This is a genomic window from Arthrobacter sp. CJ23 (assembly GCF_024741795.1).
Classification (GTDB): domain Bacteria; phylum Actinomycetota; class Actinomycetes; order Actinomycetales; family Micrococcaceae; genus Arthrobacter.
In genome coordinates this window covers 60701-79664 of the sequence record NZ_CP102950.1, presented here as the reverse complement: position 1 = coordinate 79664, position 18964 = coordinate 60701, and the positions used below count along the sequence as shown (strand labels likewise).

The 18964-nt window shown below is 63.0% G+C and carries 17 protein-coding genes; 11 read left to right on the top strand and 6 right to left on the bottom strand.

The annotated features are described in order from the left end of the window. Window positions 1-572: 572 nt before the first annotated feature. Together NVV90_RS00390 and NVV90_RS00385 are read right to left on the bottom strand one after the other, a co-directional pair. Window positions 573-1562 (bottom strand): reverse transcriptase family protein, encoded by a 990-nt coding sequence (locus tag NVV90_RS00390; protein WP_258439232.1) that lies wholly within the window; start codon window positions 1560-1562, stop codon window positions 573-575. A gap of 126 nt (window positions 1563-1688) precedes the next feature. Continuing rightward, a complete protein-coding gene (locus tag NVV90_RS00385) occupies window positions 1689-2450 on the bottom strand; it encodes a hypothetical protein (RefSeq protein ID WP_258439231.1) in 762 nt (253 codons plus the stop codon). Between the two features lie 831 nt (window positions 2451-3281). Here NVV90_RS00385 and NVV90_RS00380 point away from each other — a divergent pair. Then, window positions 3282-5675 carry an excinuclease ABC subunit UvrA gene (locus NVV90_RS00380; RefSeq protein WP_258441257.1) on the top strand — a complete coding sequence of 798 codons (2394 nt, stop codon included), beginning with the start codon at window positions 3282-3284 and terminating at the stop codon, window positions 5673-5675. Window positions 5676-5773: 98 nt separating this feature from the next. Here NVV90_RS00380 and NVV90_RS00375 read toward each other — a convergent pair whose 3' ends face one another. Next, complete coding sequence (locus NVV90_RS00375; RefSeq protein WP_258439230.1) at window positions 5774-6238, bottom strand: GatB/YqeY domain-containing protein; 465 nt, start codon at window positions 6236-6238, stop codon at window positions 5774-5776. Between the two features lie 271 nt (window positions 6239-6509). Continuing rightward, window positions 6510-7652, bottom strand: coding sequence for a glycerate kinase (locus NVV90_RS00370; RefSeq protein ID WP_258439229.1), 1143 nt, complete (start codon window positions 7650-7652; stop codon window positions 6510-6512). Window positions 7653-7924: 272 nt separating this feature from the next. On the opposite strand from NVV90_RS00370, the gene NVV90_RS00365 reads away from it, so the two are divergent. The 4 genes from NVV90_RS00365 (at window position 7925) to NVV90_RS00350 (ending at window position 11001) form a co-directional block, all read left to right on the top strand. Further along, window positions 7925-8647 (top strand): LppX_LprAFG lipoprotein, encoded by a 723-nt coding sequence (locus NVV90_RS00365; protein WP_258439228.1) that lies wholly within the window; start codon window positions 7925-7927, stop codon window positions 8645-8647. A gap of 29 nt (window positions 8648-8676) precedes the next feature. Then, entirely contained in the window at window positions 8677-10293 is a 1617-nt protein-coding gene (locus tag NVV90_RS00360) for an MFS transporter (protein WP_309304083.1), read from the top strand. A 105-nt stretch (window positions 10294-10398) separates the two neighbouring features. Next, window positions 10399-10668, top strand: coding sequence for a hypothetical protein (locus NVV90_RS00355; protein WP_258439227.1), 270 nt, complete (start codon window positions 10399-10401; stop codon window positions 10666-10668). Window positions 10669-10728: 60 nt separating this feature from the next. Further along, entirely contained in the window at window positions 10729-11001 is a 273-nt protein-coding gene (locus NVV90_RS00350) for a DUF1643 domain-containing protein (RefSeq protein ID WP_258439226.1), read from the top strand. A gap of 269 nt (window positions 11002-11270) precedes the next feature. Here NVV90_RS00350 and NVV90_RS00345 read toward each other — a convergent pair whose 3' ends face one another. After that, complete coding sequence (locus tag NVV90_RS00345) at window positions 11271-11594, bottom strand: DUF805 domain-containing protein (RefSeq protein WP_258439225.1); 324 nt, start codon at window positions 11592-11594, stop codon at window positions 11271-11273. A 570-nt stretch (window positions 11595-12164) separates the two neighbouring features. Here NVV90_RS00345 and arr point away from each other — a divergent pair. The 4 genes from arr to NVV90_RS00325 all read left to right on the top strand — a co-directional run bounded on the left by arr (window position 12165) and on the right by NVV90_RS00325 (window position 15774). Further along, complete coding sequence (arr, locus tag NVV90_RS00340) at window positions 12165-12575, top strand: NAD(+)--rifampin ADP-ribosyltransferase (protein WP_258439224.1); 411 nt, start codon at window positions 12165-12167, stop codon at window positions 12573-12575. 358 nt (window positions 12576-12933) lie between these two features. Then, entirely contained in the window at window positions 12934-13308 is a 375-nt protein-coding gene (locus NVV90_RS00335; RefSeq protein WP_258441256.1) for an STAS/SEC14 domain-containing protein, read from the top strand. 99 nt (window positions 13309-13407) lie between these two features. Further along, window positions 13408-14952: a bifunctional diguanylate cyclase/phosphodiesterase gene (locus NVV90_RS00330; protein WP_258439223.1), complete on the top strand. Its 1545-nt coding sequence runs from the start codon at window positions 13408-13410 to the stop codon at window positions 14950-14952. A 3-nt stretch (window positions 14953-14955) separates the two neighbouring features. Next, a complete protein-coding gene (locus NVV90_RS00325) occupies window positions 14956-15774 on the top strand; it encodes a class I SAM-dependent methyltransferase (protein WP_258439222.1) in 819 nt (272 codons plus the stop codon). A gap of 759 nt (window positions 15775-16533) precedes the next feature. On the opposite strand, the gene NVV90_RS00320 is transcribed toward NVV90_RS00325, so the two are convergent. Continuing rightward, entirely contained in the window at window positions 16534-17475 is a 942-nt protein-coding gene (locus NVV90_RS00320; protein WP_258439221.1) for an NAD-dependent epimerase/dehydratase family protein, read from the bottom strand. A gap of 86 nt (window positions 17476-17561) precedes the next feature. On the opposite strand from NVV90_RS00320, the gene NVV90_RS00315 reads away from it, so the two are divergent. Continuing rightward, window positions 17562-18197, top strand: coding sequence for a TetR/AcrR family transcriptional regulator (locus NVV90_RS00315; RefSeq protein ID WP_258439220.1), 636 nt, complete (start codon window positions 17562-17564; stop codon window positions 18195-18197). Continuing rightward, complete coding sequence (locus tag NVV90_RS00310) at window positions 18194-18877, top strand: type 1 glutamine amidotransferase domain-containing protein (RefSeq protein WP_258439219.1); 684 nt, start codon at window positions 18194-18196, stop codon at window positions 18875-18877. The genes NVV90_RS00315 and NVV90_RS00310 overlap by 4 nt, the downstream gene beginning before the upstream one ends. Window positions 18878-18964: the final 87 nt, after the last annotated feature.

Below are 18964 nucleotides of genomic sequence, written 5' to 3'. Positions count from 1 at the left end.
TGTGCGGTCCTGCTTCACGACTCTGAGCGACATCTGAGCTCTGTGTTACTGCCCAGCGGTGCCCAACTGAGGCCTCATGACGCCGGGGACTACTGGGTTTCTTTCAATGACGAGGAGGTGGGATTCGGCGCAGCGACTCAGAACGGATGGGCTGAGACCTTCAATGCCAATGGACAGTTAGTCTCCCGAATCTTCGTCAAGTAATGCTGGTCCCCAGGCGCCTCCTGGGGCGCGGTGCGACCGCGCGGAGAATCGGCGTCCTGGCCTCTACCAAGGTCTGCTCGACGGCGGTCTACTGGGTGGGCGCGCATCTTCGCCATCGTGCCGAGCTTCTCGCCGAAATTGGGCAAGCTGATGGCGACCGTCCCGGCCGGCGGGCCGGGCGTGAAGATCTGAATGCAAAACAAGGTCAACTTCTCCAACTCCATCAACCTCACGGCGACGGCAGTCGCCTAATCATCGGCGTCGCCCTGGCTTCCGCCGCGGCCCTGGCGATCTACCACGGCAAAAGGCCGCGGCCCTCTGGCGCAGGACCGTTGCCGAGCCCGAGACGGCGGCGATGAACGCGGCTATTAATGCTGCGGCGAAGAGGGGTGGGCAGAAGGGGAGGTAGTGGGTGTGGTGTTGGCAGCAGGATATGGAGCAAGAATCGCATCAAACTCTTCCCGCAAGTGGAGTGCCAGCGTGCGCTCAGCGCACATCAAATAGTTGATCCGGCCTTGTAGCCGCTCTATGAAGGCGTCTTCGTCCAAGTTTCTATGGCGCGCCTGCGCGTCCAACCCATGGCGTGCTGCATAGTAAAGATCTTGACGAAGTCTTCTTTTCCACGCTTTTGGTAGCCGCACATCGTCCGAGTGCGCGATGGCAAATCCGGTCACAATCTGGGGGTGCCCTTTACGTTGGAAGCGAACTTTCTTCTCATTGACTTGAAAACCGGCTGTCGTGAGCAAATCATTTACATTCGCCAAGGTTTCATCGCCCACCTCATCACCAGAAAATGTCAGATCGTCTGCGTAGCGCGTATACGTTAGGGCGTGCGCATCGGCGAAGGATTTGAACTGGTCGTCTAGTGGGCGGAAGACAAGATTGGACAGTACTGGGCTGGTTGGAAATCCAGTAGCAAGAGTTCCGCGGAAGGTGGTGACATTGGCTATGGATGCAGCAATTGAGCTCGAAGCCCCGCGCTCTTGGAGCGCATCCTCGATTTGTGAACGAGTGATCGATGGAAAGAAGTCGGTGACATCAACTGTAAGAATGGCTCGCGCGTCCAAGTGAGCCTGCGCGTTGGAATATGGACCCCGTCCACGCGTGAATCCGTGCACGCTCGGGTGCGGATCCAAGACCTTTCGGTCGATGAATTCTTTGAGCCGCTTTTGAAGCCTCATGAGCGAAGAGTCAATGGGTTCACAAACGACGCGGTACCCGCCGCGCGGTTTGCGAATGGTCGTTATTCGCAGATCGTCCGGTTGCAGGCGGCGTCCTAGCCATTCGCCAGCAGAAGCAGGCAGCGAGGCTGCAATTGCGAGATCCGCCAGGTTTCGAACTCTCGAGAGCGTCGTCATTGGGGGACCTCCAAGCAATGGGTTGCGGGGTGCGAAATCACACATGAAGGCAGAGCCAACTCAGGTGCTTGCGTGTGCGAATCGCACACAGATGAACTACCGCACCCCGCAAGAAGACAGGCTACACTACTGCGCGCCCATTCGACGACACGTGCGGGAATGGGAGCCAGAAATGTCAAAAAAGGAATGATCAGCAAGACGAACCGCCCTACTTGAGAGGCTTTTCCCGAAGTTGGCGGCAAACAAGGTCGAGCACAGGGGCTCAATCGCCGCGAACGATCGATACTGGTACTTCCCGGGCAAAGCGCGTGTATCGCAACATGCATCGATCCAGACCCGGATTGCTTGACTCGCAAGCGCGATACAGTAATCCGCCACGGAGAGAACCCGGTCCGCTTTCGTTCCCACAGCAAACGTTACGAGATCGGAGGGCTGTTCGGCGTAGGCGACAGCCGACTCCACGATCGAAGAAAAGTGGGACCGCAAGCGATCATTCTGCTCGAAGACGAAATGGACGCGCCTTCCACGGTATTTCTGGAGTATGGTCCTGGAGATCCACCGAAACTGGTCCGGCAGCGCAAGATATGGATCCTCAACGCTTGCATCCAAGTCGGCCGAGCACCACCATTCAAAGTCCATTCGAGGTAGCAGACCCTCAAACCGCGTCATAGCCATGACGTTGTCCTCAACGTGGTGGAAGCCAACCTTCTCGAAGTCCGCGGCACCTCGCTCCAGTTGGAAATCCGGCTGGAGCATCAACTCGTGAATTAGGTCCTCAATTTGCTTCGTCATCACGGCCACGTCACCAACGACCACAGCACAGGCGGATGGGAAGCGGGCCTCGCCATCCAGAGCGCCCTCATCGAGAAAGATCATCATCGGCTCCACTTGAACATGCTAAACGGAACGGAGTCATAAGACTGCACGTACCGAGTGCCAGGAATCGGAGAATCCGGCAGGCCTGGAATAGTCCCAATCCCGACCATCTCTGGTTGCATTTGACACCTCTTCAACAGCAGTCGAAACCAGCCGCAGGAGGTGCCGCCCCGCCCGCACATCCGGACTGCAGCCGCTGTTATCAGCCAACACGACCAGCACCCTCTGTCTCGAGCGATGCGAAACGAGCGACTTTGCCGCCACCCGATGCGGTCCGCGAGCAAGCCGACGGGTATCTTGCGCTTTGCCGGCCCTGACGTCGATGGTCCGCGATGATCAGCATCAGTCACCTCCTCGCGTGCGCTGAGCAGGTGCTTCGACTCGGCGTCGCGGGCAACATCGCCCAGTGCCAGCAGCACGGCGGTCCCGAACATCAGCAGCGTGGCACAGGCGATGGCGCCGAAGATGAGGTCCGCGACCGGAAGGCACCCGGTTCCGGCGACTCTTCTCGTCAAGGGAGATACTCGGATCATGACGCGACTGGAGTTTTGGCCAGACTATGGCGACGTCCCCTTATGGATCGCTGTACGAAGAGGACAAATTCCGATCGACGGCCCCGACACTAGGTGGATCGCCGACGGCAGCCTGGTTCTCTTGCCAACTGCGCAACGACTTGGGCCATTCCATCGAGGTTGTAGTTACGGAGCCGTGGTGGGGCGACCGCGCCAACAAATCAACACCCCCCCGCACCCACCCGCACTGGTTAGAATCGAGCCAGCCCACGCCGCCGCTGACCGTGAAGACGGACCGCGAAGACGGCTCCGCGCCAACGATGGAGACATGATGAGCATGGATACGAGGATGGACGCGGAGTCCGCCGAGCTGCGCGATCCGGACGGCCACGACATGATCCGAGTGCAGGGTGCCCGGGAGAACAACCTCAAGGACATCAGCGTCGAACTCCCCAAGCGGCGGCTGACGGTGTTCACCGGGGTTTCCGGCTCGGGCAAGAGTTCCCTGGTGTTCGGCACCATCGCGGCGGAGTCGCAGCGGCTGATCAACGAGACCTACAGCGCCTTCGTCCAGGGCTTCATGCCGAGCCTGGCGCGGCCCGAGGTGGACCACCTCGAGGGGCTCACCACGGCGATCATCGTGGACCAGGAGCGGATGGGCGCCAACCCGCGCTCCACCGTGGGCACCGCCACCGATGCCAACGCCATGCTCCGGATCCTCTTCAGCCGGCTGGGCAAGCCGTACGTCGGGCCACCCACGGCGTTCTCCTTCAACGTCCCCACGCGGAAGGCCAGCGGTGTGATGAGCACCGAGAAGGCCGGCGGCCGGGTGGAGAAGGCCGTGGTGCAGAACCAGGTCTACCTGGGCGGCATGTGTGCGCGCTGCGAGGGCATGGGCTCGGTCTCCGACTTCGACCTCACCGCACTCTACGACGAGAGCAAGTCGCTCGCCGAGGGTGCCTTGGCCGTCCCCGGCTACAGCATGGACGGCTGGTACGGCCGGCTGTTCGAAGGCATGGGTCTGCCGATGGACAAGCCGATTGCCACGTTCACCAAGAAGCAGCTCGAGACGATGCTGTACGCCGAGCCCACCAAGATCAAAGTGGAGGGCATCAACCTCACGTTCGAGGGCATCATCCCCAAGATCCAGAAATCCATGCTCTCCAAGGACGTGGAGGCGATGCAGCCGCACGTGCGCCGCTTCGTGGAGCGCGCCATCACCTTCCAGGCCTGCCCCGAATGCGAAGGCACACGGCTCACCCCGGAGGCCAGGTCCGCAAAGATCAACGGCAAGAACATCGCAGAACTGTGCGAGATGCAGATCAGCGACCTGGCCGGCTGGATCCGCGAGCTGCACGAGCCCTCAGTGGCGCCGCTGCTCAAGGGCCTGCAGCACCTGCTCGATTCCTTCGCCGAAATCGGCCTGGGTTACCTCTCGCTGGACCGGCCGGCAGGCACGCTGTCCGGCGGCGAGGCGCAGCGCACCAAGATGATCCGGCACCTGGGCTCGTCCCTCACTGATGTCACCTACGTCTTCGACGAGCCCACCATCGGCCTGCACCCGCACGACATCGAGCGGATGAACCAGCTGCTGCTGCAGCTGCGCGACAAGGGCAACACCGTGCTGGTCGTCGAGCACAAGCCCGAGACCATCGCCATCGCCGACCACATCGTTGACCTCGGCCCCGGCGCCGGCACGGACGGCGGCAATGTCTGTTTCGAGGGAAGCGTGGAGGGGCTGCGGGGCAGCGACACCATCACCGGACGCCACCTCGACGACCGGGCCAAGGTCAAGGAATCCGTACGTACGCCTTCCGGCTTACTCGAGATTCGCGGCGCCTCGATGCACAACCTCCGGGACGTGGACGTGGACGTTCCGCTCGGCGTGCTCTGCGTGGTCACGGGCGTGGCCGGATCGGGCAAGAGCTCGCTGATCCACGGCTCCGTGGCCGGCCGCGACGAGGTGGTGGTGATCGACCAGGGCGCCATCAAGGGCTCGCGCCGCAGCAACCCCGCCACGTACACGGGCCTGCTCGAGCCGATCCGCAAGGCCTTCGCCAAGGCCAACGGCGTGAAGCCGGCGCTCTTCAGCTCCAACTCCGAGGGCGCCTGCCCCAGCTGCAACGGCGCGGGCGTCATCTTCACCGAACTCGGCGTCATGGCCACGGTGGAATCCCCCTGCGAGGAGTGCGAGGGCAAGCGGTTCCAGGCCTCGGTCCTGGAGTACAGGCTGGGCGGCCGCAACATCGCCGAGGTGCTGGCCATGTCCATGAACGAGGCCGAGGCCTTCTTCAGCGAAGGCGAGGCCCGCACGCCGGCCGCCCACAAGATCCTCGACCGCCTGGTTGACGTGGGGCTCGGCTACCTCACCCTCGGCCAGCCGCTCACCACGCTCTCCGGCGGCGAGCGGCAGCGCGTCAAGCTGGCCACGCAGATGGCCGAAAGCGGCGACGTCTACGTCCTCGACGAACCGACCACCGGCCTGCACCTCGCCGACGTCGAGAACCTGCTGGGCCTCCTGGACCGCCTGGTCGCGTCCGGCAAGTCGGTCATCGTCATCGAGCACCACCAGGCCGTCATGGCGCACGCCGACTGGATCATCGACCTCGGCCCCGGCGCAGGGCACGACGGCGGCAAGGTGGTTTTCGAGGGCACGCCGGCCCAGCTGGTGGCCGCCAAAGCGACGCTCACCGGCAAGCACCTCGCGGCGTACGTGGGCAGCTGACCGGGGCCCAGGAGTGTCCATTGCTAGCAGCCACAGCCTGCAGCAAATGGACGACGGCGGCCACGTGGCCGCCGTCGTTGCACTGCCGGTCTATTTCGCTACGAGAGGCGCTGGCGGACGATGTCGCTGACAGCCTTGCCGTCGAAGCGGCCGGCCACGATGTCCGTGACGGGCTTCATGACATAGCCCATGTGCATGAGGGACAGCTCAACGCCGTCGGCCTTCAACGAGGCGATGGCTTCGTCAACAATGGACTCGACTTCAGCGGCGGCCAACGGTTCCGGCAGGTAGGCCTCGATAACTTCGGCCTCTGCGATCTCTGTGGCGGCTCGCTCAGGCTCTCCTGCTTCCTCGTAGAGGTGGGCAGTCTCGTGGCGCTGGGCAGCCTCTTTCTGCAACATGGCCGTGATCTGGGCATCGTCCAGGTGGATGGGCGCCTGGCCGGCCTTCTCACGCGTGTCGATTTCGCTCAGGACGTTGCGCACGGCGGTCAAGGCGATGCGGTTGCCGTCCTTCATATGGCTGACGACGTCTGCGTGCAGCCGCTCTTTCAAGTTGGACATGGTGCTCCTCGATTCGATTTGCCTTGCTGGCTGGCTGCCAGCCCGGCGCGAGACGACGGCGGCACGGCGGGGGTCGTCGCATCGTAGGTGCATGGCAGAGGTCAGAGCCATACTTGTACATTCATTATCTGCCCGGCGGCCGGAATTGGTGCCGGCTCGGGCCGCGGTCCTGCGAACATATGTTCGTTGTCCCTCTGTGGCCGCCCGCGAGTTTGGCGCGTGAAGATCACCGCGGCTAAGACGGTCATGCGATGTGCATGACCTCCTAGCCTCAGGCCCCTTCGAGCACCTGCGTGGTAGCCCAGGCCAGGTATTTGGCGGCGTTAGCCACGGCGTCGGCGGCGTCCGGGACGCCATCCTTGCGCTGCGCGATGTCCAGCAGCTGGGCGGCGGCCACGATCCCGTGTTCGGCCAGGGCCTCCGGGGTGACCAGGATCCGCCCGGCGACCACCACCACGGGGATGCCGCGGTCCCGCGCCGAATCGGCCAGGGCGATGGGCGCCTTGCCCGTGAGGGACTGCTCGTCCATGGAACCCTCGCCGGTGATGACAAGATCGGCCTCGCCGAGGTGCGCCGCGAGCCCGGTCAGCCCCGCCACCAGCGCGAAGCCGCCTTCCAGCGCGGCGTCCGTGAAGGCAAGGAACGACGCCGGGAAGCCGCCTGCCGCTCCGGCTCCGGGCACGTTGACGTCGCGACCGGTGGCCTCGCGCAGCACGGACGCCCAGTTGCGGAGACCGGCGTCGAGCAGTTCGACCGCGTCGTCGTCGGCACCCTTCTGGGGGCCGAAGACGTGCGCGGCGCCGTCGCTGCCGTAGAGCGGGTTCCGGACGTCGACGGCGATGCGGAACTTTGCGGTGGCCAGGCGCGGATCCAGCCCGGAGACGTCCAGGGCGACGACGTCGGCCAGCGAGCCGCCGCCGAGCGGCACCACGTTCCCGGCGGCGTCGATCGGCTTGAGCCCCAAAGCGCGCAAGGCGCCGCTGCCGCCGTCGGACATGGCCGAGCCGCCCAGCCCCAGCACGATCTCAGTGGCGCCGGCATCCAGTGCCGCCGCGATCAGCTGGCCGCAGCCGTAGCTGTGGGCTCGGAGGGCGTTCTCAGGCGTGGGCTCCATGTGGGCCAGACCGGAGGCCTGGGCCGTTTCGATCACCGCGGTGGCGCCGCCGAAGGCGTCCTGCCGGATGGCCCAGGCCGCGCCCACCGGCTTCAGGATGGGGCCCACCACGGCGTTGACCCGCTCCTCGTAGCCTGCGGCGACGGCCGCTTCCAGGGTGCCCTCGCCGCCGTCGGCCACGGGGAACTGGGTGGCCACAGCGTCCGGGTAGACGCGCAGAACCCCCTCCGCCATGGCCGAGGCAGCCTCGGCGGCCGTGAGGGATCCTTTGAACTTGTCCGGGGCGATCAGAATGCGCATGCCTCCATCCTGCCAGCTAGTGGGCGGAATGCGCTTTCCTGCGGGGATATTTCATGGGTGGCTTGTGGAGTTTTGCAGCAAATGGCGGCGATGTCGCAGCCCGGGCTTCGTATCGTCTTGCATCCAATGGGTTTCGAGACACCGAGTCGGACTAGCCGCCCGCCCGCAAGGGGATCGGCTTACGGGCACCAGGGTTGACATTTGGCGCCGCGAAAACGCCGCCAATTAATGTTGCGATTCACACGTTTCGAAGGACCAACTATAATCAAGTCATGTATAATGCATCCCTGCAGACCCGCCTTGTGGCGATCTTCGCGCCCTTCATCGCCGTCGTCGCCCTCGTTGCAGGGTGCGCCGGCCCATCGTCGACCGGCCCATCGTCGGTGGCTTCTCCCGACCCCGCCACCCTGTTGAAAGAGTCGAGTGAGACCACCAAAGGGCAGACCAGCGCGCATCTCAAGCTCTCGGTTGAGGGCCAGATCGCCGGACTGCCGGTCGAGTACATCGAGGGCGATCTCACACAGACTCCCGCGGTCGCCGCCAAGGGCACACTCGACATGGTGCACCTTGGCCAGCGGCTCAAAGGGGTAGTGTTCGTGGTCTCCGACGGCGTCCTCTGGGCCGCGATCACGCCGGGGGGCAGCCCGTCGAACTTCGGGCCGGCATCCAACATCTACGACGTCCCGGCGATCCTGGACCCCGGCGTGGGGCTGGCCAACGTGCTCGCCAACTTCTCCGATGCCAAGGTCGACGGCCGCGAGACCGTCGAGGGCGTGGACTCTGTACGCATCACGGGCAAAGTCACCGCGGACGCGGTCAAGAAGATCTCCCCGCAGATCGGGGCGACGGGCCCCGTGCCTGGCACCGTCTGGATCTCTGAGGACGGCAACCGCAAGCTGATGCGGGTCCGGTTGGAACCCAGCCCTGGTAACAGCCTCACGATGACCCTGTCCAAGTGGGGCGAACCGGTCACCGTCGACAAACCGGCGGTGTGATGCACGGCCCGCCCCCGGCCACCGGGCGGGTGTCGACCAACCGCCGCATCGCGATCAGCGCGGGCAGTCTCGCAGTGGCGCTGGGCGCGCTCGACACCTACGTCGTCGTCACGATCATGACCGACATCATGCGCGACGTCGGCATCGGAGTGAATCAGCTCCAACGGGTCACCCCGATCATCACCGGCTACCTGCTCGGCTACATCGCGGCGATGCCGCTACTGGGTCGGGCGTCGGACCGGTTCGGGCGGAAGATGCTCATCCAGGTCAGCCTGGCCGGCTTCGCGCTCGGATCGGTGGTCACGGCACTGGCGACCGATCTCACCGTGTTGGTCCTCGGCCGCACTCTCCAGGGCGCCGCCAGTGGCGCGCTGCTGCCGGTGACGCTGGCCTTGGCCGCCGAACTGTGGGCTGCGCGCAACCGCGCAGCTGTGCTCGGCGGTGTCGGTGCCGCACAGGGACTGGGCAGCGTGCTCGGCCCGGTGTACGGCATCGCCCTGGTCGGGCTGTTCCAGCATTGGCAGGCCGTTTTCTGGGTCAACGTGCCGCTTGCGGTGATCGCGATGGTGATGATCCACTTCAGCCTGCCCGGCCGGCAGAGAACCGATGATCCCCAGAAGGTCGACGTGCTCGGCGGTCTACTGCTGGCCATCGCCCTGGGCCTGGCCGTGATCGGGCTTTACAACCCCAAGCCCGACGGCAAGCTGGTGCTGCCCAGCTGGGGATTGCCGATGCTGATCGCCGCCGCCGTGACGACCACCGCGTTCTTCGTCTGGGAGAGGTTCGCCCGCACCCGCCTGCTGGAACCGGCGGGAGTGCACGTCAGACCGTTCCTGGCGGCCCTTGGCGCGTCGTTGGCCGCCGGCGCAGCACTCATGGTGACGCTGGTCAACGTCGAGCTGTTCGGTCAGGGTGTCCTGGGTCAGGACCAGAACCAGGCCGCCCTCCTGCTGCTGCGCTTCCTCGTCGCGCTGCCGGTTGGGGCGCTACTCGGCGGATGGCTGGCCACCCGGATCGGCGACCGGATCGTCACGTTCACCGGCCTGCTCGTCGCCGCCGTGGGCTATCTGCTGATCTCGAAATGGCCCGTCGATGCGCTGACGGCACAACACGATCTCGGACTGTTCACCCTGCCGACACTGGACACCGACCTGGCGATCGCCGGCCTCGGTCTCGGCCTGGTGATGGGCCCGCTGACGTCGGCGACGCTTCGGGTGGTTCCCGCCGCCCAGCACGGGATCGCGTCGGCAGCGGTCGTGGTCGCCCGCATGATCGGCATGCTGCTCGGCGTCGCGGCGCTGAGCGCATGGGGCCTCTACCGGTTCAACCAGCATCTGGCCAGCCTGCCCGCCAGTACGGGCGGCGACACACTCGCGGAACGGTTGTCAGCCGAGGCCGGCCGGGTCCGCGAGGCGTACTCCCTGCAGTACGGCGAGATCTTCTCGATCACCGCGATCGTGTGTGTGGTGGGCGCGGTGCTGGGTCTGCTGATCAGCGCGCGCGACGAGTACGCCGAGGAGCCGGAGCCAGACGCTGCGGAGACCCTCGGTAGCGCTCAAGCCCGCAGCCCATCACCTAAGGCTCGTCGACCGGTCCGGATTCCTCTGAGGTCAGACGCCGCCAGGCGTCACGGACGGCGGCCTTGATACTGCGTGGATCGACCGGCGATAGCGCTCCGCGAGAAGAGCCTGCGGCACACTCAACGGACGCCCTCCTTCTCCAAGCTGGGAGATCGAGCCTACGGCGGGCGGATGCGAGGCTTTCCCTCCTCCTTCGAGAACGCCACAGTCGTAGGCTACGGCTACGACACCGAAGTCCTCACTCAAGACCTCGAGCGCGACTACTGGCGTATTGAAGACAGCGGTATCCCGGCGATCGTCAAACTGCGCAACGACCTCCCTGACGACGTTGGCCTCAATGCGCTGCTCGCCATGAACAGCAGGCGGTGGATCGTCGGAGTTAAGGGAACGCTCAATTTCAACAAGGCCGCTGTTATTGCGGCTCGACGATCTAAGGGATGATCTTGCCGGAGGACGCCCGTTGCCTGAGTTTGTTTCGCGAAGCATGAGGGGTACGGCGGCATGGTGATCCTCAACCTATACGCGTTCCGCACCAAGGACCCGAAATCGATTATGGTCGCGATCGACCCGGTGGGACCGGATAACGATCGCGTGCTTGCCGACGTCACCGGCGCCGTCGTTGCGGGGTGGGACACAAACGCCGACCCGGCCCGCGTGGCCCGGGTGTTGACGTTGTTGCCGCGACTTCACGCGTTAAGCATCACAAAGAATGGTCATCCCAGGCATCCGCTTTATGTGCCTGCCAATGCGCCGCTGATCGAGTGGACGCCGTAGCTGCGCGAAGCAGGCCTCGCCCCCTTTGCGGCCTGGGCTGACCGCCCGAAAGCCGACCCCTTACCGGACGCCGATTCCCCCTGGCTATATACACTGTTGAGCACCGCGATGATCATGGGTGGCAACGAGCGATCAAGGAGCTTTTCCGTCACCGAGGCTGCAGCCCTTGGGTGCTCGCGACTATGACGCTGAGCCGTGTCAAGGAGTGCCGGTTCCAGGTCAAGAAGAACCTTGAGGGACCTGCTGGCGCGGGTCCCTCAAGGTTCAGTTCATTTTCTGTTATCGGTTAGAAACGGAAGGTAGCTTAGTCGGCTTTTGGTTGCCACCCCTGCTTTGGCCCTCTTAGGGATGCGTTGCCGGCCCCGTAGGACGAGGTAGATGACAGCTCCGATAACAGGAACTGCGACGATCAGCACAGCCCAACCCACACGCGCCCAGCCTGACAGGCCACGGTCCGTGACTGCCAGTACGAGGGTGACGAGAACGGCGATCCCCAGGATGATGCTTGGTATTGCGGATAAGGCCATTAAGCCGAAGTTTGGCTGCAGGCTAGCTTCCTGGCTTTGCAGTAAGGTTACGAGCTCGTTGCCCATGCTGGGTTCCCTCCAACGTTCAGTTGCACCCACACATCAAATGATCCCAGCGGGTTGGACACCCACGAGTGGGCCCCGGCGCTAGCGGCTCCCCAGCCGCCTCGCTTGTCTTGATCGGATCGAGATTCGGAGAAGTGCAGCTCCAGAGATAACCCAGCACATTGGGGTCTGGCTGTAGACACGGTCGATAGTGTCGCAGGTTCAATTGACGTTATAGTGCAGTCCGCGTTAGATCCAAGGAAAATGTTCCCCACTGGTTCTTAACGGCACAGCCGCGGAAAACGGCATATCCGCCGCCGGTGTAAACGGTGCAACCCTCAAGCGCCGCCACCGGGGTGACGGCGCCCTCTCCCGCCTCGGTGGGCGGCTCACTGTTCACTACCTAGGTGGGGCGTTCGATCGAAGTCACCTCTACTGGACCGTCGTGATCGAGGTCTCCTTGACGTGTGAATCGCCGCGATAGATGGCGGCTTAATCGCAGCAATAAGTGGCGTCCCCTTCGCCCCTAAATCGAGCGCCTGCGGGGCCGGAGGCTGTTCGGCGGCGGCGACGTCGGCTTAGGCTGTAGCTGTGAACCAACCGGTGGACAAGGGTCCGTTCTTTCACGGCACGAAAGCCAACCTTCGAGACGGTGATCTTCTTAGAGCGGGCTTCAGGTCGAACTACCGTCCCGACGTCGTGATGAATCACATCTATTTCACGGCTCTTCCGAACGGTGCGGGACTCGCTGCGGAACTCGCGCCGGGTGACGGCGTCCCGCGCGTCTACGCCGTCGAGCCGACCGGGGCATTCGAGGACGACCCGAACGTGACCGACAAGAAATTCCCCGGCAACCCCACGCGGTCCTATCGCAGCAGTGCCCCGCTCAGGGTCGTCGGCGAAGTCACCGATTGGACACGACTGGCGCCCGAGGCGCTGCAGGCCTGGAAGGAACGCCTGGCAGCACTCCTTGCGGACGAGCGAGGCGAAATCATCAACTGACGAGGATCAAGGTGTGAATCGAAGCGATAGTGGCGGCATTTTCGCAGCGCTGAATTTCACCCTGGTGCCCGTAAGCCGATCCCCAAACGGGACATCTAATCCAGACCCGAACGTCCCGGCCGTTGCAGCTGTGACGAGGCATTGCTTTTCCCCAAGGCGAAAAGCCTGTCACGGACAGGTACTGGGATGTAGGCTCCGGCATAGGAGTACCAGGCCCTGTACGAAGGTGTTCCTATGCCTGTTCTTCAACATGGTCTGGGCGTCAGCCCGGCGTCGTTTCCAAGAGAAGTTGGGAACCCGGGGTACTTTTGAGGAGTTACTGAAAGGCTCGGCGGCCTGCTCAGGGGAGGACGTGATCGTGGTACCGGATACTGCGGACGGTGGAAAGTTCAGTGTCGATCTAAGCGTCGACGGGCTCCTCCATCTGCGCTGGCTGCCCGGGGTCCACATTCAGGTCGAGGATGCCCGGGCGGCCATGGCGAAAGTCAACGAGCTATGCCAGCAGGAGCAGCATCCAATGCTTGTAGACATGGCAGCAGTCGCCTCCGTCAGCCGAGAGGCCAGGGCTGTATGGTCCATCCCCTGCGGCGCTTCCCGCATCGCTTTGTTAGGTCAGTCGCCTGTAGACCGGGTCCTGGCGAACTTCTTCCTCGGAGTGCACGTCCCGCCTTGCCCGACCCGTTTTTTTACATCGCGCAGCGAGGCCATGGACTGGCTTGATGCGGGCGCGTGAGCCCCGGATGCGCTTCCTGCAGCGGTCAAGGCCAAGCCGCGCGACTGTGCCCTTATTCAACGGCCCACCTTCCGGTGGTTTTCTGCTCCCTAGGATTACATGACCTCGGGAAAGGGCGTTGAGGACCCGCGCCTGCAGCTGTTGGTTGACGGCGTTGTCCGCTTGGCTGCCGGTGATCTGGACGCACGCATTGAACCTTCGGAGCATCGGGATGACATTGATGCTGTCATCACGGGGCTCAACCTGCTCGCAGAGGAACTGGGCCACATTCATTCGGATCTGGAACAGCGGGTGGCCGCCCGCACGGCTATGTTGCGGCGAACACAGGTTGAGCTGGAACAGATGGCCAAGACAGATGCCCTAACGGGCCTTGCAAACAGGACGCTGCTCACGGAGCGGATCCAGGAAGCGATCCTGTCCAGCGCGGACGGCGGAAAAGGACCGGCCGTGTTGGTCCTGGATCTGGACTCATTCAAGACCATCAATGACATCCTGGGCCATAACGCCGGCGACGCCGCGCTGGTGGAGGTTGCCAAACGTCTCCGCTCCGCCGTCAGGGCCACGGATACTGTGGCCCGGCTGGGCGGGGATGAGTTTGCCATCCTCATTACCGCGGCCACGGAAGAGGAGATCCTTCAAATTGCTCACCGTGCGTCGGAGTATCTGCAGCAGAGCGTGAGTATCGGAATAGAAACGGTTTGGGCGATGGCCAGCATCGGCGTTTGCATCGGCACGCCGGGGTACCCGGCGGAGGCGCTGTTGCGCGATGCCGACATTGCCATGTATCAGGCAAAGGCGCGGGGGCGCAACAATGTCCAGCTCTTCCACCCGGATATGCTTCACGCCGTCCAGGAACGGTCGCGAATAACCGCCGAACTACACACCGCTGTTACCGGAGGGGAGCTGGCACTGCTGTACCAGCCGGTGGTCGAATTGGCTTCAGGCAGCGTCATCGGCATAGAAGCCCTCCTCCGATGGCATCACCCAGTCCGCGGAACCATAATGCCGGGCAGCTTCATTGGCATCGCAGAAGAAACCGGCTTGATCTTTGAGCTGGGACGGTGGGTGCTGCATGAAGGTGTCGCGCAAATGAGTCGCTGGCGCCAAACCGACCCGCACCTGACAGACTTTCGTTTGCACATCAATCTTTCTGCCGCCGAACTGCTTCGACCCGACTTGCTGGAGGACATCAGGGACACCCTGGCCAGGCATGGCATCGATCCGCGGCGTTTGGTCCTAGAGATCACCGAGACCGTGTTGATGTCCCGGGGAACCGGAGAGAAACAGGTCCTGAGCAGACTCCGGGAGCTCGGCGTGGGGCTGCAAATTGACGACTTCGGTACCGGATATTCGTCCATCAGCTACCTTAGGTCGCTTCCGGCAGACACAGTGAAGGTCGACCAGTCCCTAATAAAGGACATGGAGTCGGACCCCCGGCAGCAAGAGTTCGTTTCTGCCATTCTGCAGCTGATTTCCGCTGCGGGACTCAACGCGACCGTGGAAGGCATCGAAACCGCCGAGCAGGCGGCCCAGCTGGAGGCCATGGGTTGCCTCTACGGGCAAGGCTACTTCTACGGATATCCGGTACCTGCCGCGCAAGTACCGGATCAACTCCGCCGGCCCGCACGGCGTCTGTACAGTTAGCGTATGTCGAAGCTTTGGGACCGGATGCTGCTTGTCCCCACAGTAGTACGCCTCGCTTCCCGGGCACCGAGAAACCCGGACGCTGCGTGGGAAGGATACTGGCGCGGAATCCGCACCACTGGCCGTTCCGGAGACGTGCTTTGGGACTCCGACTCCCTGGCCGAGCGTGCGCAGTACTCCGACGCGGTTGTAGCCCACTTTGATCCGGCTCTTCCGGTAGTTGACCTCGGGTGCGGCAACGGCACCCACACCCGCTGGCTTGCCGGCCTATTTCCAAGAGTTCTCGGAATCGACGTATCCAAGGGAGCGATCGAGATCGCGAGCAGGGAATCAGAAGGCGTCCAAAATGCCGACTTCCTGGTTCTAGATGCTGCGGGGGAGCGTGCGGGAGAGCTCCTGCTGGAGCGGCTAGGGCCCGCCAATGTCTTTGTCCGCGGAGTCTTCCACGTCCTGAAGCCCGGCAAGCAGGCTGCCATGGCAGCCAACCTGCGAACCGTCATCGGGAACAGAGGCCGGGTATTACTGGCCGAAACCAACTTCCGCGGAAATAGCCTCGGGTACCTGACGGAGCTCGGCGCCACCCGGCAACGCATGCCCCTGCAGCTGCAGCGCGCCTTGGAAAACCTTCCCCGGCCCGGGCATTTCGGTGCTAGGGAACGGCACAGCGTATTTCCGGATTCTGACTGGCAGGTGATTGCGGACGGCCCGGTCAACATCGAAGTGGTCCCGATGAACCCCGGCGGTCTTTCTCAGTGGGTTCCGGGATATTACGCAATCCTGTCAGGCGCGGAAGATTCCGGAACAAAGCACGAACGGGTGTAACTGCACCCGGTGCGCACCGCGACCAAATGGACATCGGTTGGGTCCCGTGTAAGAGTCCAGTTTTGTGTGGGTTTCTGCGTCCGAGGACGGACGTACCTAGCCGCCAAGTAGCGAGAAGTCCCGCATGCTTCAGAGGATTTTTCCAGTCGCGTTGCGTGAGGATGAATAGACTCCTGGACTTCAGGAAACCTAAAACGGGGTCCAATCTGACAGGATCTGGCAAGCGGACGGCAAGTCCGTGCTGTTCTACCAGGAGCGCGCGAGGTTCAAGAGTCGCTACGGCACCTCGCGTTCCTCGGGCCGGCACAGCTCGACGATGGCACGATGTGGGCCACGTCCTACGCCATCACCGAGCTCTCTCCGGCCTACGAGAAGGTCATCGCGGAGCTGGTACGGAAGGCCACGGGCCAGCTCTGATTCACGTCGACCTGATACCGGTTTGGGACCGCCTCACGTGGGGTGCCTGCCCCGGCAAACGAGGAAGCTGAGAGAGTGTCCGCAAGCCGATCCTTTACCGGGCAGCGGACAACTTTCTTCAGGGCTCCGGCAAGGTGGTTCGCGAACGCCGACGGCATAGTGGTCAACCTGATCCGCGCCCAGGCGTGGAGGCAAATCCGGGAGGCCTTCTCATTGTGAGCGTCCCGTTTGAGGAACCCCCAGCGGGCGGCTGTGGTAGCAGCTCCGCGAGGAGTAACTACTCGCACTGCCCGCCCCGGCTTGGTTTCCTGTGGATCGTCAAAGGTCAGGCATGGGACGTGGTCATCGGGCCCGTTTGATGTCGGTTTCTCGTCGGATGATAGCGAGGCCCTCGCGATAGGGGGTCACTGCAAACTCTGGGAAGCGCGAGGTGAACTTCGTGGAGTCGAAGCGATTGTGGTGCTCGTAGCGCGGCAGTAGTTCTCTGAGTTCCCGTACCTGCGGAGAGAATAGCCCAGCAGCGTTGAGAACCCACCCGGGAACGACGGTGTGCCCGGGTTCCTGGCCGAACGCTTGGCTGGCCATGATGGCGAAATGCCGGTAGTCCGGCCGTTCTTCGGCGACCGGAAGATGCCAAGTCTGACCGTAGGCGTCTGGCGTGTTGCCCAGAAGCGCTAGTGCGCGGCTGGCATCGGGCGTCCAGATGAGTGTTCGTAACCGATCATCCCGCACCGGGACGCGGGGTTTCCTGCCAGACTTCAGGGGATCGATGACAAGGGAGTTTGTGAAACTTTGAGTCCGACCCGGTCCATAGAACTCAGGAGCGCGCGCGATGAGGACGGGAATGTCGCCCCTGGCCATCTCCTCAAGCACCATCGAGGCCATCGACGCACGGACCTTGCCCTTGCGCCCTTTGGGAGCGAAAGGCGTCTCCTCAGTCTGGACGCGATCGTCCTGGGGATACATGTAGGTGTTATCGAAGTAGACGAACTTTGCGCCGGCCGCCCGAGTCATATCAAGCGCATTCCGCAGCATCGTCGGGAACTGGGCTTCCCACAGCTCGGTATTCGCTGGTAGCCCGGCGGTGAAATAGACGACGTCGCTGTCATTGACGGCCGCCGCCGTCTGCTCGGCGTCGAGTAGGTCCGCTTTTACGAGGGAGTCTGACTCGTTGACCTTGCGGGGATTACGGCTCACAAGCCGCAGATCCTCGGTGTATTCGCGGCGTAGCTCGCGGGCGAGCTCCACGGCGATCTGGCCGTTGGCGCCAAGTATGGTCTGCATTACTAACCTCCGCTGATCGGGTGACATGGGATTCGCAATGCGGTATGTTTGCAATGCTTACATCAGCGTAGGAGGCGAAGTTAGCAGTGTCAACATCGGCCAGGAGTTACCACCATGGTGATCTTCGCGCGGCCCTGATCGCCGCCGCCATAGAGGGCCTTGAAGCGGGCGAACCATTCTCGTTGCGGGCCGTTGCCCGCCGTGCAGGAGTATCTCCCACCGCTCCCTACCGGCATTTCGCTGACAGGGAAGCGCTCGACAGTGCGGTTGCCGTTGAGGGATTCAAGGATCTCCGCTCGTATCTTGAGGCCGCGCTGGCCGGATCGATGAGGCTTGCTGCGCCCGAAGACGTGATCGCGGCACTCGGAGTGGCCTATGTTGCGTTCGCTTTGAGACGCCCGGCTGTATTCCGGTTGATGTTCGGCAACGAATGCGACGAGAAGGACAGCGAACGCGTGCAGGCTTCGGAGCAGCTTCACGAGATGTTGAGCCAGTCGATCGAGAGACTTTTCCCGGGCGCGAATAATTCCGACCTGTCCATCGCGCTGTGGAGCATGGCGCACGGCCTAGCGTTCCTCCATCTCGACGGTAAGTTACGGCCGCAAACCAGCGAGCACGTTGCTGCTCGCGTGAAGTCGGCGGTTGGGGCGATCTTCGCGCTCAATACCAAGAATTCAGCTAACTATCCCGTTCCGCTTAGACCTCGAGGAGAAAAAGCATGACAAAACGCATCCTTCACGTCGTCACCAATGTCAGCCACTACGATGACCCTTCCCATCCGACCGGCCTGTGGCTGTCCGAGCTGGTTCACGCCTGGGAGGTATTCCAGGCGCACGGTTTCGAACAGGCCATTGTCAGCCCACAAGGCGGACGGGTTCCTTTGGAACCACGCTCACTGAAATTCCCCAGCTACGACAAGGCGGCTAAATCCTGGCACAACGACCCTGCGCGAATGGCCCTTCTTGACAACACCGCCAGCCCGGAGAAAATCAATTCGGCTGACTACGATGCCATTTACTTCACCGGTGGCCATGCGGTGATGTACGACTTCCCTGACAGCGAAGGATTGCAAAGGATCACGCGTGAAATCTGGGAACGAGGCGGCATCGTATCCTCGGTCTGCCATGGGTACTGCGGTCTGCTCAATACAAGGCTTTCGGACGGCAGCCTCCTCGTTGAGGGCCGGAAAGTGACCGGCTTCGCGTGGAAGGAAGAAGTGTTAGCTCGGGTGAACAAGCTCGTGCCATACAACGCGGAGGATGAGATGAAAGGACGTGGAGCACTCTACGAGAAATCCCTGCTCCCATTCGTCTCCTACGCCATCGCGGACGGTAATCTCGTCACTGGCCAGAACCCGGGATCGGCCAAGGCGACTGCCCAGAAAGTCGCCGCACTCCTCTAAAGCATCCACTCGGTGACCGTTGGCGCAGGAAGTAACGGAACCTCAGCAAATCGCCATTGGCGCGCCCGTAAGACGGTCCTCCAGCGG

What these genes read in the sequence shown, in the direction of transcription:
- NVV90_RS00320 (WP_258439221.1), bottom strand. Translation starts at nt 17,475, where the DNA reads ATGCAGACCATACTTGGCGCCAACGGCCAGATCGCCGTGGAGCTCGCC.
- NVV90_RS00370 (WP_258439229.1), bottom strand. Translation starts at nt 7,652, where the DNA reads ATGCGCATTCTGATCGCCCCGGACAAGTTCAAAGGATCCCTCACGGCC.
- NVV90_RS00325 (WP_258439222.1), top strand. Translation starts at nt 14,956, where the DNA reads ATGTCGAAGCTTTGGGACCGGATGCTGCTTGTCCCCACAGTAGTACGC.
- NVV90_RS00380 (WP_258441257.1), top strand. Translation starts at nt 3,282, where the DNA reads ATGAGCATGGATACGAGGATGGACGCGGAGTCCGCCGAGCTGCGCGAT.
- NVV90_RS00330 (WP_258439223.1), top strand. Translation starts at nt 13,408, where the DNA reads ATGACCTCGGGAAAGGGCGTTGAGGACCCGCGCCTGCAGCTGTTGGTT.
- NVV90_RS00365 (WP_258439228.1), top strand. Translation starts at nt 7,925, where the DNA reads ATGTATAATGCATCCCTGCAGACCCGCCTTGTGGCGATCTTCGCGCCC.
- NVV90_RS00345 (WP_258439225.1), bottom strand. Translation starts at nt 11,594, where the DNA reads ATGGGCAACGAGCTCGTAACCTTACTGCAAAGCCAGGAAGCTAGCCTG.
- NVV90_RS00310 (WP_258439219.1), top strand. Translation starts at nt 18,194, where the DNA reads ATGACAAAACGCATCCTTCACGTCGTCACCAATGTCAGCCACTACGAT.
- NVV90_RS00355 (WP_258439227.1), top strand. Translation starts at nt 10,399, where the DNA reads ATGCGAGGCTTTCCCTCCTCCTTCGAGAACGCCACAGTCGTAGGCTAC.
- NVV90_RS00375 (WP_258439230.1), bottom strand. Translation starts at nt 6,238, where the DNA reads ATGTCCAACTTGAAAGAGCGGCTGCACGCAGACGTCGTCAGCCATATG.
- NVV90_RS00350 (WP_258439226.1), top strand. Translation starts at nt 10,729, where the DNA reads ATGGTGATCCTCAACCTATACGCGTTCCGCACCAAGGACCCGAAATCG.
- NVV90_RS00390 (WP_258439232.1), bottom strand. Translation starts at nt 1,562, where the DNA reads ATGACGACGCTCTCGAGAGTTCGAAACCTGGCGGATCTCGCAATTGCA.